The organism is Polynucleobacter sp. TSB-Sco08W16, assembly GCF_018687455.1.
GTDB lineage: Bacteria > Pseudomonadota > Gammaproteobacteria > Burkholderiales > Burkholderiaceae > Polynucleobacter.
On the sequence record NZ_CP061291.1, the window covers coordinates 1,003,355 to 1,016,469 of the forward strand.

General features: G+C 45.0%; 16 protein-coding genes and 1 tRNA gene. 8 read left to right on the plus strand and 9 right to left on the minus strand.

Translation table 11 applies throughout. The features are described 5' to 3' along the window. Positions 1-21 precede the first annotated feature (21 nt). A complete protein-coding gene (thiD, locus tag FD961_RS04935) occupies positions 22-903 on the minus strand; it encodes a bifunctional hydroxymethylpyrimidine kinase/phosphomethylpyrimidine kinase (protein ID WP_215392919.1) in 882 nt (293 codons plus the stop codon). Between the two features lie 21 nt (positions 904-924). Between thiD and FD961_RS04940 the strand changes: the two genes are divergently transcribed. The 5 genes from FD961_RS04940 to FD961_RS04960 all read left to right on the plus strand — a co-directional run bounded on the left by FD961_RS04940 (position 925) and on the right by FD961_RS04960 (position 5,704). Next, a tRNA-Asn gene (locus FD961_RS04940) sits at positions 925-1,000 on the plus strand. Positions 1,001-1,097: 97 nt separating this feature from the next. Beyond that, positions 1,098-2,417, plus strand: a complete 1,320-nt coding sequence (locus tag FD961_RS04945) for a U32 family peptidase (protein ID WP_215392920.1) — start codon at positions 1,098-1,100, stop codon at positions 2,415-2,417. 24 nt (positions 2,418-2,441) lie between these two features. Next, positions 2,442-2,975 carry a hypothetical protein gene (locus FD961_RS04950; RefSeq protein ID WP_083393502.1) on the plus strand — a complete coding sequence of 178 codons (534 nt, stop codon included), beginning with the start codon at positions 2,442-2,444 and terminating at the stop codon, positions 2,973-2,975. A 155-nt stretch (positions 2,976-3,130) separates the two neighbouring features. Then, positions 3,131-3,898 carry a transporter gene (locus FD961_RS04955; RefSeq protein ID WP_251371218.1) on the plus strand — a complete coding sequence of 256 codons (768 nt, stop codon included), beginning with the start codon at positions 3,131-3,133 and terminating at the stop codon, positions 3,896-3,898. A 57-nt stretch (positions 3,899-3,955) separates the two neighbouring features. Then, complete coding sequence (locus tag FD961_RS04960; RefSeq protein ID WP_215392921.1) at positions 3,956-5,704, plus strand: IlvD/Edd family dehydratase; 1,749 nt, start codon at positions 3,956-3,958, stop codon at positions 5,702-5,704. A gap of 8 nt (positions 5,705-5,712) precedes the next feature. On the opposite strand, the gene FD961_RS04965 is transcribed toward FD961_RS04960, so the two are convergent. Continuing rightward, positions 5,713-7,383 (minus strand): AMP-binding protein, encoded by a 1,671-nt coding sequence (locus FD961_RS04965; RefSeq protein WP_215392922.1) that lies wholly within the window; start codon positions 7,381-7,383, stop codon positions 5,713-5,715. Between the two features lie 17 nt (positions 7,384-7,400). Continuing rightward, the gene (locus FD961_RS04970) at positions 7,401-7,967 is read right to left on the minus strand and encodes a 5'-methylthioadenosine nucleosidase (protein ID WP_371817142.1); all 567 of its coding nucleotides are present in this window, start codon (positions 7,965-7,967) and stop codon (positions 7,401-7,403) included. Positions 7,968-7,969: 2 nt separating this feature from the next. Between FD961_RS04970 and FD961_RS04975 the strand changes: the two genes are divergently transcribed. Further along, the gene (locus FD961_RS04975; RefSeq protein WP_215392923.1) at positions 7,970-8,488 is read left to right on the plus strand and encodes an adenine phosphoribosyltransferase; all 519 of its coding nucleotides are present in this window, start codon (positions 7,970-7,972) and stop codon (positions 8,486-8,488) included. 5 nt (positions 8,489-8,493) lie between these two features. On the opposite strand, the gene FD961_RS04980 is transcribed toward FD961_RS04975, so the two are convergent. Genes FD961_RS04980 through FD961_RS04995 form a run of 4 tightly spaced genes read right to left on the minus strand, consistent with a single transcriptional unit; the run spans position 8,494 to position 9,986 of the window. Beyond that, positions 8,494-8,775 (minus strand): YqjK-like family protein, encoded by a 282-nt coding sequence (locus tag FD961_RS04980; RefSeq protein ID WP_215392924.1) that lies wholly within the window; start codon positions 8,773-8,775, stop codon positions 8,494-8,496. A gap of 6 nt (positions 8,776-8,781) precedes the next feature. Next, on the minus strand, positions 8,782-9,150 hold the full coding sequence (locus FD961_RS04985; RefSeq protein WP_215392925.1) for a phage holin family protein: 369 nt from the start codon (positions 9,148-9,150) through the stop codon (positions 8,782-8,784). Between the two features lie 6 nt (positions 9,151-9,156). After that, positions 9,157-9,498 (minus strand): YqjD family protein, encoded by a 342-nt coding sequence (locus FD961_RS04990; protein ID WP_215392926.1) that lies wholly within the window; start codon positions 9,496-9,498, stop codon positions 9,157-9,159. Between the two features lie 26 nt (positions 9,499-9,524). Then, positions 9,525-9,986 carry a Smr/MutS family protein gene (locus FD961_RS04995; protein ID WP_215392927.1) on the minus strand — a complete coding sequence of 154 codons (462 nt, stop codon included), beginning with the start codon at positions 9,984-9,986 and terminating at the stop codon, positions 9,525-9,527. A 42-nt stretch (positions 9,987-10,028) separates the two neighbouring features. Here FD961_RS04995 and FD961_RS05000 point away from each other — a divergent pair, with 42 nt between their 5' ends. Continuing rightward, positions 10,029-11,123 (plus strand): alpha/beta fold hydrolase, encoded by a 1,095-nt coding sequence (locus FD961_RS05000; protein WP_215392928.1) that lies wholly within the window; start codon positions 10,029-10,031, stop codon positions 11,121-11,123. 78 nt (positions 11,124-11,201) lie between these two features. On the opposite strand, the gene FD961_RS05005 is transcribed toward FD961_RS05000, so the two are convergent. Continuing rightward, complete coding sequence (locus FD961_RS05005) at positions 11,202-11,498, minus strand: hypothetical protein (protein ID WP_215392929.1); 297 nt, start codon at positions 11,496-11,498, stop codon at positions 11,202-11,204. 380 nt (positions 11,499-11,878) lie between these two features. Between FD961_RS05005 and FD961_RS05010 the strand changes: the two genes are divergently transcribed. Then, entirely contained in the window at positions 11,879-12,415 is a 537-nt protein-coding gene (locus FD961_RS05010; RefSeq protein WP_215392930.1) for a hypothetical protein, read from the plus strand. Between the two features lie 97 nt (positions 12,416-12,512). Here the strand turns inward: FD961_RS05010 and FD961_RS05015 are convergent, their stop codons facing one another. Continuing rightward, positions 12,513-13,085, minus strand: a complete 573-nt coding sequence (locus FD961_RS05015) for a phasin family protein (RefSeq protein ID WP_215392931.1) — start codon at positions 13,083-13,085, stop codon at positions 12,513-12,515. Positions 13,086-13,115 lie beyond the last annotated feature (30 nt).

Sequence of the window (13,115 nt, forward strand, 5' to 3'; positions counted from 1 at the left end):
ATAAAAGTGTTGCGGATAGGTTTAAATATCCTCTTCCTTTGTTAAGGCAGTCGGGTAAAAGTCATGCATATGCCATAGAGGTCCAGGGCCCTCACCAATACTCAAGAACCGTCCAGCCTCAAGCCCAGCCTCAACATAAGCGATCGCCTTAGCAACAGCATGCGATAAATCGTGGCCACCTGCTAGATAGACGGCAATTGCTGAGGCGAGTGAACAGCCTGTGCCATGAGTATTGATAGTTTTAACGCGATAGTGTTTGAATTCTTTTGTTTGGACAACTTCTAGGCCATCTTCAAGCGTGCGCCACATGAGGTAGTCGGTAATTTGGGTATGCGTGGAATCTAAATGGCCGCCTTTAATCAGTACAGCCTGAGGACCCATATCAAGCAATTCTTGTGCTGCCAGTTTGAAATCGTTTGGGCCTGCAATATCTCGACCAAGCAATAAAGATGCCTCGTCCATATTTGGCGTGATGAGTGTTGCTATTGGAAATAGCTCTGTGATCATAGCTTGTGCAGTGTCGTCGCCACCCAAACTTGCGCCAGAAGTCGCGCGTAGCACTGGATCCAAAACTATTCTCTGCACGCCGTGCTTACGCAATGATTTAGCGACAACGCGAACTATTTCTGGACTCGCTAACATGCCAATCTTGACGATATCCGCGCCAATATCCAACAAAACGGCATCAATTTGAGCCTCAACCACATCAAGATCAATATCTTGAATGCGTGTGACGCCCAAGGTATTTTGGGCGGTGATTGCCGTAATCACAGACATGCCATAAGCCCCAAGGGCTGTGATCACCTTGAGATCAGCCTGAAGCCCAGCCCCACCTCCACTATCCGAGCCAGCAATAGTCAGTACTTTGGGGATCTGCACAGAAGTGGGAAGGAGTGATTGCATCTTGCTATAATATCGGCTTATTCCTCGATAGCTCAGTCGGTAGAGCGCCGGACTGTTAATCCGTAGGTCCCTGGTTCGAGCCCAGGTCGAGGAGCCAAATACGAAAAACCACCTTTTTAGGTGGTTTTTTCATTCCAGCATCCTAAGTGCCGAACGGCCACCCAGAATATGCCTTGCCACACTAAAATAGGCCTATGAATAAAACTCCTGAACTCCTTGCCCCTGCGGGCAGCCTCCAAATGCTTGAGACCGCTTTTGATTTTGGAGCGGATGCCATCTATGCAGGTCAACCGCGATATTCCCTACGCGTTCGTAACAATGACTTTGGCAAGATCGAAGTTCTTAAACAAGGGATTGATACTGCGCATGATTTAGGCAAGAAGTTTTATTTGGTTTCGAACTTGCTGCCTCATGGCGGTAAGACACGAACCTATGTCAAAGATATGAACCCTGTGATTGCATTAAAGCCTGATGCTTTAATCATGTCCGATCCTGGTTTGATCATGATGGCTAGAGAGGCTTGGCCTGATATGCCTATTCATTTGTCAGTGCAAGCCAATACCGTAAACGGCGCTTCAGCCAAATTTTGGCGCTCGGTAGGTATTAGTCGCGTTATTCTCTCGCGTGAACTTTCTTTTGATGAAATCGAAGAAGTACGTCAAGACTGTCCGGAGATGGAGCTTGAGGTTTTTGTTCATGGTGCTTTATGTATCGCCTACTCTGGCCGTTGCCTGCTTTCGGGATACATGTCTCACCGGGACTCAAACCAAGGCGCCTGTACCAATGCCTGTCGCTGGGATTACAAGGTGAAGCCTGGGCAGCAGAACCAAAGCGGTGATGTGGTATTACTTCAGGAGGCCAGAAGGCCTGATGAACTAATGCCGATGGAAGAAGATGAACACGGCACATACATCATGAACTCTAAAGACTTGCGTGCTGTAGAGCATATTGAAAGACTGACCAAAATGGGTGTTGACTCTTTCAAAATTGAGGGTCGCACCAAGTCACCCTACTACGTTTCTCGTACTGTTCAATCCTATCGCACTGCAATTAATGATGCGGTGGCTGGTAAACCATTTGATACCAAGTTACTTGGCAATCTTGAGGGCCTAGCCAATCGCGGTTATACCGATGGTTTTTATGAACGTCATCACGACAAAGAATATCAACTCTATATGAGAGGTCATTCACTCTCTGGCAGAAGTCTTTATGTTGGCGAAACTTTAGATGTAGATCAAGTCAATGGGCGCATCAAGGTAGATGTCAAAAACCGTTTTTCAGTGGGCGACAAACTCGAGATCATCGAACCGCAGGGTAATCAAGATATTGTTTTAGATGCGATGTGGAATATGAGTGGCGAACCTATAACGGTTGCACCAGGCTCCGGACATTTTGTCTGGATCAAGCTAGCCTTGAAGAGCAAGAAAGCTTATATCGCCCGCTATACCAAGGAGCCTGCGCCGGTAGAGGCAAACTCTTCATGCTCTAGTGGCGAATCTTGTTGCAACGCCTAAACAGCTTCATACAGAAACTAAACTATGTCCATTAATAGCGGCTCAACCTCAAATCACGGACCGAAGAACTTTGAGGCAAAGGTAATTGAAGAGGCTAAGGCGGCCCTAGTACTGACAATTTACTTTGGACTTTGGTTCTGCTCCCTGACTTTTCTGGCTATGGCAATACTCGATGAGCGCCCCATTCCTTTGACGCCATTTGGAATGGCTTTGATTAAAGCAGCACTATGCGCGAAATTCATGCTGATTGCCGAGGCTATTTTTCCCATTAAGCTGGATAAAAATCATGGAATTATTAAATCCGTGTTTGTTGAATCACTGCTATACCTCGCAATTGTGATTGCTTTAAATTATCTTGAAGCTGGAGTCGATGGCTTAATACATGGAAAAGAATTCTTTATCTCCATGACCAGTTTTGGGCAACGTAACCCCATACATGTCATCGCCATGTCGATGGTTTACTGGCTCATTGTTTGGCCTTACTTAGTGATTAAAGGAATGCGAATGACTCTTGGTGCACCAACGACTGCAGTCATTTTATTTGGCACAAAAAAATAAGAGTGACAGCAAATGTCATGACAGCTAGGATTCCTAGACTGTTTGCGTCTAAACCAATTTGGCTATATGGGTTTATAGGCCTCATTTCTATTTTTTCTGGCTCACTCCACGCCCAAGAGATTGAGGCGCGTGCGTACTCGAATGCGCCCATTGGAATGAGCTTTGTCACCGGTGGAATTGCTCAAGCTAAAAGCGGCTCTTACACCCTCAATACCCAAGCAGTGAGCCTTACTCATGTTATTGATGTCGCCGGTCAATCTGGGCGTCTGACTTTAACAATGCCCTATTCAGAACTCTCTGGCACAGGTCATGTTGGTGGTCAAACAATTAATGCATCCGCCGAAGGTCTCTCCGATCCCATGATTAAAGCTTCCTTTAATTTATATGGGGCACCGGCTCTATCGAATAGCGAATTCAAAAACTATCAACAAGATCTCATTATAGGTGCGAGTATTGCCGCCACCATTCCCTGGGGTGAGTACAACAGCAATCAAATCGTGAATGTCGGCGGAAATCGCTCTCTAATCCAGCCAGCCATGGGCTTGTCTCAAGCGGCAGGCCCCTGGAGATTAGAGCTTGCTGGTATGGCTACGATTTATACCAGCAATACAAGCTACATGGGTAGTAATACTCTTTCTCAAAACCCAGTCTACTCTGGTGAAACCCATGTCATTTATTACTTCCCTAGTACCGCCTGGATATCAGCCGATGCCACTTATTTCACTGGAGGACAAACCTATGTAAATGGCATACCGGCCAATGGTACTCAAGAAAATTGGCGCTTTGGAACAACCCTTTCATATCCCATAGACAAGCAGAACTCAATTCGCCTCTCAGGAAGCAAGGGAGTTTATTCCAGAACAGATACAAGCTACAACGCCGTTGGAATCTCCTGGCAATACCGCTGGGGCGGCAACCCCTAAGTCATATAGCTACAATGATTGCAACAGCCTATTAATAAACATAACGTAGAGACAAACATGAGTACAAAGCCAAAAGATTCGAATAACCCGCCCGAGACCGGCCTTCGCAAAGGTCTAACGAGTTATGGTGACAAAGGTTTTTCTTTATTTTTGCGTAAAGCTTTTATTAAAGGCGCTGGCTATACCAACAGCGCATTAGATCGCCCAGTGATTGGCATCATCAATACAGGAAGTGCATACAACCCCTGCCACGGCAACATGCCACAACTGCTAGAGGCGGTTAAACGAGGTGTGATGTTGGCTGGCGGCCTACCTATGGAATTTCCGACAATCTCAATTCATGAAAGCTTCGCTGCCCCAACCAGCATGTATCTACGCAACCTCATGTCGATGGACACCGAAGAGATGCTGCGCGCTCAGCCTATGGATGCAGTGGTGATGATCGGGGGTTGCGATAAAACAGTTCCCGCCCAAATGATGGGCGCCGCTTCTGCTGGTTTACCTGCTATTCAACTGATTACGGGTTCTATGCTTACTGGATCACATCGCAGTGAACGTGTTGGGGCCTGCACCGACTGTCGTCGTTACTGGGGTAAATTTCGCGCTGGAGAAATTGATGAAGTTGAAAAGGATGAGGTTAATGATCAACTCGTTGCCAGCGTAGGTACCTGCTCTGTAATGGGTACCGCTAGCACCATGGCGTGTATCTCTGAAGCATTGGGCATGACAGTGCCAGGTGGCGCAACTCCGCCCGCCGTTACAGCAGATCGCATTCGCGTAGCCGAAGAAACTGGGGCATGTGCAGTACAAATGGCCAAAGATGGCTTAACCATAGACAAGATTCTGACTGCTGATGCATTTGAGAATGCAATGCGGGTATTGCTTGCGATTGGCGGCTCAACTAATGGCATTGTTCACCTGGCTGCTATTGCTGGACGAATGGGTCTAGAGATTGATTTAGATGCCTTAGACAAAATGGGAAATGAAACACCTGTATTGGTTGACCTAAAGCCATCAGGCGATCATTACATGGAAAATTTTCATGATGCTGGTGGCATGACCACGCTTTTGAGAGAGCTTAAACCACTCCTCAAACTCAACACAATGACTGTCTCCGGTAGAACACTTGGTGAAGAAATTGATGCGGGTCCACCAAGCTTTAAACAAGATGTAGTGCGCAAGATCGATAACCCTATTTATCCACGTGGCAGCATTGCCGTTCTCCACGGTAATCTTGCCCCTGGTGGAGCCATCATCAAGCAGTCTGCTGCCGATGAAAAACTCATGGAACATGAAGGCCGCGCCGTTGTATTTGAAAACTCCGAAGACTTAGCCAACAGAATTGATAGTCCCGACTTAGATGTCACGCCCCAGGACATCATTGTGCTTAAAAATATTGGTCCCAAGGGTGCGCCAGGCATGCCAGAGGCAGGCTATATCCCCATTCCTATGAAGCTAGCTCGTGCTGGTGTTAAGGATATCGTCCGCATCTCCGATGGCCGTATGAGTGGAACTGCTTTTGGCACAATTGTGTTGCACGTGACCCCTGAATCCGCTATCGGCGGCCCCTTAGCTCATGTACGCAATGGTGATCGCATTCGCTTGAGTGTAAAGAATCGTGAAATCAGCTTACTTATTTCTGATGAAGAGTTGTCAAAGAGAGCAAAAGATAATCCTATCACTCCCCCGACAGCTGAGCGTGGCTATAAGAAGTTGTTTCTAGATACGGTTACTCAGGCAGATAAGGGTGTTGACTTTGATTTCTTGCGTGCGGCCAAGATGGTAGGCAAGACGCCTAGTAAATAAAATAGTGCTTAGTTGTTTCTGAGTTCACGACGCAATATCTTCCCAACGTTAGATTTAGGAAGCTCGTGAATAAAAACTACCTTACGTGGGCGCTTATAACTAGTCAGATGTTCTTTGCAATACTTAAGAACATCTGCTTCGGATGTATGGTGGTTAGACTTAACAATATAAGCCTTCACGATCTCGCCTAGCTTGCGATGTGGAACCCCTATTACTGCGCACTCCTTGACGCCTGGCATTTGGGATAAAACGTCTTCAACATCATTTGGGAAGACCTTAAAGCCGGCAACCACAATCATGTCTTTTTTACGATCTACGATATGAATATTGCCATCTTCAGTAATAAAGCCGATATCACCTGATTTAAAGTAACCATCGGCCGTCATGCAATGGGCGGTTTCTTCTGGCTTATTCCAATATCCCGGCATGACCTGGGGGCCTTTAATGCATATTTCTCCAGGTGTGCCTTGAGGCAATTGAACTTCATCATCATCCAGAATCACCACGTCAGTACTTGGCATTGGCATGCCGATATGGCCTGTGAAATGTTTCTCTAGTGGACTATTAACGCAAACAACAGGTGAAGTTTCCGATAAGCCATATCCTTGGGCAATAGGACAAGCTGTGAGTGCCTGCCAGTGATCAGCGGTTTTCTTATGGACCGCCATTCCGCCACCAATCGTTACCAATAGATTAGGAAGTTTTACAGCTTTGAATTCAGGACGATGGATAAGCGCATGAAACAGGGTATTCACACCCGGAAAGATATTGATCTGAGAATGCTTCTTTAATAGTTTAATAAAGCCATCGATATCTCGTGGGTTAGCTACCAAAATTAATAGCCCTCCTTTAGCAATACCCAAAAGAGCGCAAGCCGTTAGAGCAAATATATGCGTCATGGGTAAGGCGCACAAGAATTGAAGTTGCTGATCAGATTTGTGTTTTATGCCCGGGCTTAGCCATGCCTCAATTTGCATCACATTAGCAAGGATATTCCGATGAAGCAATACAGCACCTTTAGAGATACCTGTGGTGCCGCCTGTGTATTGAAGAAAAGCAATGTCATCTAGGCTGATGATTGGCTTATGAAAATGATGATTGCCGCCAATTACTAAGGCCTGTTTAAATGAAATATGCTTTACATCCCAAGCAGGTATGAGCTTTTTGATATTGCGTGCCACCCAGTTTACGAGATGCCCCTTCAGACCCAACAACTCTCCAGGGCTACTCACAATTACCTTTTGGACCGGGACTTCGGCAACGATCTGTTGATAGGTGCTGGCAAAATTTTCCATCATCACCAATACACAAGCGCCGCTATCTTTTAACTGTGCCTCAAGCTCACGAGAGGTATAGAGAGGATTGATATTAACGACTACATACCCCGCTCTTAATGTTCCTAACATCGCAATTACATATTCAATAACATTTGGGTACATTAATGCAATGCGCGCACCCGGCTCTAAATGCAAGGTTTGAAGATAGGATGCAAAGTTTAAAGATAGACGACCAATTTCGCGATAGGTAAAAAACTTACCCATGGACTCTACTGCCTTACGACTTGCAAATAGGGAAAAGCACTCCTCTAAAAATTCCGTGAGCGAGGAATATGCAGGCTCACCAATATCATGCGGAACGCCCTCAGGATAATTTTTTAGCCAAGGCTTGGAGAGGTTCATACTTAAAGGCTTATCAACTAACTTAGCAACTGCTTAAGTTTGTCTAAAAATAGATCTTGGCCATGATGTACTTTTGCTTGCCAATCACTACCAGAGTTTTCATTAGCGTCATCCGTGATGTATTTATAGGATTGCCAAGAAATTTGATGTTCATAAGCAGCAGCCGCAATAGCAAATAACTCCATATCCACCACATCCACACTTTGAGCGTGCAACCAAGGGTCATGTGCAGTGACAAAGCTATCGCCAGTCCCGCAGGTAAATTCTCCTGATGATAGGTATTCAAAAGGTTTATTACAAAAGGGAGTTTTACCACGTGGGGCAAGAGGCTCTGTAGACATATCGCGCTGAATCACTTTGCCTATTTTCAATAAACCATTTAGCTGTGGATTGACTTTGCCAGCAGTCCCAAAGTTAATTATCATTTGCGGTGCATATTGATGTATTGCCTTAAGGCTAGCGCTGACTGCATTAATTTTACCGATACCCGAATAAACAATCTCCACGCCAGCTGGCAGCACAGCTCGCTTGAGCTCACTTTCCAATGCGGTGATAATGAGGTAATTAGTTTTCATGCCTGCCATAAATGAATTTATTAGATTATCTACCCTGTGTTCCTGATTTTCCCAAGCCTGGAATCTTATTCAGAGATATCTCCCCTTTACTAGCTAATCCAGCGGCCTTCAAAGAGGCGATTGTCTTACTAGAAGAATTGGCTCGAACTTTTGATTACACCCATATTTTAGGCATTGAATCTCGAGGCTTTATCTTTGGCTCTGCACTTGCTTACCATGCCCACAAAGGCTTAGCCCTCGCCAGAAAGCCAAATAAGCTGCCTCTGGCCACCCATCGTGAGTTCTATGGACTGGAATACGGCTCGGATTCACTGGAAATTCAGCAATCGACGCTCCCAAAAGACGCCAGGGTGCTGCTAATGGATGATGTTCTAGCAACCGGGGGAACTCTCATTGCGGCCGATAAATTACTGCGTAATGCGGGATTTGCAGTTTGCGGTGCAATTACATTGCTGGAAATAGGCGCACTCAATGGCAGCACTATTCTGAATCAAAACGGCATCCCCAATAAATCCGTTTTAGTTAGCTAAATTCTTTAAACGAGCTTCTTGGCGCTCTTCAGTAGCTTCATAGCACCCCAACCTACCGCTAGGACCTTGCTAGCTAATTTTGGCTTGTAATGTGCCAGCGCTGCAAAGGCGCTCGTCCATAACAGGGGATTATTTTTTAGAAAATGAAAAGTATCAATTCCTTTATCAGCCCATGACAGGGGCTTCTCCCAGGGCTCAAAGTTGGCAGCAAAATCATTGCGCTCTTGTTTTGCTTTTTCTTGAAGCTTGAGACGACGAAGTTCTAAAGACTTTAATTTCTCATTCATAGAAATCTAGCGTGAGAGCGCTTCTTTATCCTTCGCCAATTCCGCTATAGATGCTTCAAATAACTGAGGCATCTTGCGCAAGGATTGGATAATCAATAAGGCCAATATCAAGCCAATCGAAAGAAATGTGCCTGTTAGTAGACTTAATGCGAGCATGCGATCTGATTCCCAGCTGTAGATCACAATAAGTAATGCAAGCATTACCAAGCCAAAGAATAAAAAGAACAGAGCACTAACAATCATCACTATGAGACTGATTAATTTGCTGCGCGCAATTTGGACGTCAACTGATAAAAGCTCTAAGCGCGTTTGGGCAATAGAGGCACCATTAGCAGCTAAATGTTTAATTGAGGAAAGTAAATTTTCTTGAGACATATATTCTTAACGACGACGAATAAAAAGGCCAATTAATAGACCTAAGCCTGCGGCAACACCAACTGCTTCCCAAGGATTACGATGTACAAAATCATCAGCACCCTCAGCAAGCACTTTAGCCTTTTCTGTCAAGGTGCCCTCAAGGTTGGAAAGACTTTCTTTAGCACCAGAAATAGTTTCCAGAGCTTTATTACGAATGGAATGAACCACATCGCCAGGATGATCTTCTGTTGCCTTGATCAATGCCTCAGCATCTGCCATCAGAGATTTGAACTCACCAATCAACTGATCAGCACTGGAAGCGGCTGCCTCTTGTGTCACTGTGTGATCTGATTTCTTAGTTGTCATGAAAGCCCCTTGTGTACCTGTCTATTCTAAGCACTTCTCCGGCCTGAGCCCAGCAATAAAACAGTCATCCCCGCATTACCAGCCTTAAAGTGCTTCAAATAGTCCTTTAGACCTGGGCGCTGCTTTAATAAATCATAGTAAGTTGTGCTGGCAAATGGGACATCTTCACCAAAGAAATACTCCTCTACCCGATCGGCATAGCGGTTATTTTCTAGGGCGTCATGAATGGCCCATTTAATACGACCACCCTCGCCGGACGATCCATATCCATGAATTAAAACGATTGCCTTTAGACCAAGCTGGCAAGCCATTCTGAGGTACTCCGTCAAATGATCTAGCGCCTCTTCAACGGTTGGAAAGCCCTGCTTGATATTGAGCTCAATCGTATCCACAAATACATTGGGCAACTCTACACTTCCGCAATATTGGCATCCCCCCATTAAGACTCTTGGGTTACCACATTCCGCACAGTCAAAAGCCTGGGTCATCAAATTTCCTGCTATAAATAAAGAATAATAAAAGGAGACAGCATGTATTTATCCATTATCAGGGTTATAGCGCTAGGACTTGCGCTGACCACATTCAATGCTCTGGCACACAAACCCACTGAGCCAGCACACCAGACCTATGCTGAAGGCAACTTTCAGCTTGAAAATGGCTCCGTTATACAAGACTTTAATCTGTCTTATACAACTCAAGGCACTCTGAATGCTGATAAGAGCAATTCCATCTTGATGGTTACGGCCATTGGCGGCAATCACCATCGCATTGATTATCTAATTGGTCCTGGCAAGGCTTTAGATACTGATAAGTATTTTGTAATCTGTACCGATGCGATTGGTAACGGTCTAAGTACGTCACCATCTAATAGCAAAACCCAGCCGAATATTAGCTTTCCCGAGTTCAATATTCGAGATATGGTCAATACCCAACATCAACTTGTTGTTGATCACTTTGGCATCAAGAAATTAGTTGCCGTGATTGGTGCTTCTATGGGCGGTATGCAAGCCCTTCAATGGGGCGTCTCGTACCCTAACGCAATGCAAGCCATCATCCCCATCATTCCTTTGGCAAAGACGCCTGCGTGGACCACGGGTGTCTTAGAAATGCTGCGCCAAAGCATCATGACCGATCCAGGCTATCAGGGGGGCAAATACGACAAACCTGTGGAACAAGGCATGCGCCTATGGGCTGGCTGGTTAAGCGGGGTCATTGTTCGAACTCCAGCATATCAAGAGCAGTTAAATCCAACCCCCACAGCTGAAATTGAATACCTCAAGAAAGTTCAAGATAGCGGCTGGAAGAGAATGGATGCCAATGACTGGATCTGGCAATCCCGCGCATATGATCGTCACGATGTTGGCCAAACAAAGGGTTTTGATAACAACACATCTGCTGCCCTCAAATCAATCAAGGCGAAGACTTTAATACTGGCAGGTACGGGCGACCTATTAAATCCAGAATCAGATGCCAAGTCTTCCGCCAAATTAATACCGGGTGCAAAGTACATTGCCATCAATGAGCGACTACCGATGGGCCACCTCTCTGGAGCAGGCGCCACCCAAGAGGAGAATGAATTACAAAATAAGGTGATTAAGGCATTTCTCTCAACACTAAAGAATTGATTGCTACTGACAATTTTAGAGTCAAGTATTCATACCCCGCCCTGAGCGGGATTTTTTCTTTACTGCCCTAAGAAATACTTAGGAGCAGTACTTAAGCTCTAGAGCCCCAGCATCAGCAGACTTATCGTCGACCATTAAATTCAATTTCTTATGTGCAACATCTCTGTTCTCTTGAGTCTTGAGATGGCGGTCAATTAGATTAGCTACGTCTTTACGAATTGAAGTATTGCCATATTGCAATCCCTTCAAGGTAGATACAGCTTCAGCAGAAATCTTGCACTGTTGAGTTACCAATGCCGATGAATCTGATGAGGTGTTCGCATATGCAAATGCAGCAACAGAAATTGTTACAGCAGCTAATAGAGTCTTTTTCATCTTAGTTCCTTATTTTGTGACCACACGTAGGACAACAACCCATATCTTTTGCCTTCGTTTTTCTGAGGGCGGCATACACACTGGATTCTGAAATTTCCATCTTTCGAGCGGCCTGAGCTGCGCTCATGCCCTTCCCTATCCACTCCAAGGCTTGATGTGTTTTCGGTATTTGTCTCTTCATTTCTTCTCCCAGTCATCACACTATATCACAACTTCATAACTTGTGAAGTTGTGAAGTATAGTAATTTAGTAATGACAAACCCTAGGTTTAAAAAATGGGGATCCCGGGGTTAGCAATTAAGGAAAGAAATACCCCGTTTGCGAATAAAGCCAAGATTTGGGCGGACGATAGTATGATTTGGTGATCTAAGGAGCCCAATATGTACCGTTTTGCGTTATTACTAGTTGTTAGTCTCGGACTTGTCGCCTGTGCCAACAACGATAAAAAAATCAGTTCGTGGGAAGTAAACGATGTTTATCAATCTACGATCGCCACCCCTAATAGTTCTGGCGGGAAAACCTATGTTGGCCCATCGATCAATACGATGGATGAATCCAATACTTATGAGATGTTTAATCTTCGTAGCGAGCAATTGTCGCAAGGCATCAAGACTTATGAACTCCAGGTTCATCTGACTTATTTCTCACAAATGCGTAACTACGATGCAGCTAATCTAGAAAATGCGCCTGCGAGCACATTTAAAGTAATCTCTCGTGAGGCCGGCTTATGTGAAGCAAGAGGCTGCATGTTCAAAGAGTTACTCTCAATCAAATTGACAGATGCCTTTTTGAAAGATCACATGAAGAATGGTTTCCAGCTAGATATTTCATCCAAGTCCGGAATCAGTACAGTGTTGTTTGTTCCGCCCCAGTACATTAAAGGCTACCTGAAGGCTGTTGACGGTACTGCTTACTGAAGCCCTGCAGGTCCTTCTCTATAGGCCTTAGGCCTAAAGCAATAGACAACAAAAAACCGCCCGAGGGCGGTTTTTTTATTGAAACAAGTAAGGCTGATTAAGCAGCTTTACGTGTTTTAGCAGCTGGCTTAGCTACAGCGTACTGGCCTTGAATGTTAGCCAATGCAGCGTCAACACTCTTCTCAAAGTTTGCGAATGCATCAGTTGCAGTTGCGCGAACTTGGTCAAACTGTTGGAGTGAAGCGTCAAATGCAGTTTTGAAAGCAGATACAAATGCCTCAGAACCAGCAGGAGCAGTTTTAGTAGCTTCTTTAACAAACTTAACCAAGTCATCACGTGCGTCATCAATAGAAGCGTCAACAACTTGAGCAACTTCTTTGTTACCGTTACGAACAACTTTGCTTACTTTAGCTTGATAAGCAGCAGCGTACTTAGCAGCTTCTTGAGCAGTTTCAGGTTGAGCCAATTTAGCCAACTGTTGTGGATCTTTGATTGTCAACAACTGTGAGCTTGCATCTTGTGCAGCAGCCAATGCATCTTTAGCAGCAGCTTGGTTGATTTCTGCCAATTCTTGAGCACTTTCAACTGCAACTTGTGCCAAATGTTTAGCGTTTTCAACAGCTTTAGCTTGAGCTTGAGCGATTTGATCGTTTAATTGATTCTGGAACATGGTTAATCCTTTATTTAGTAGTTGGTTACA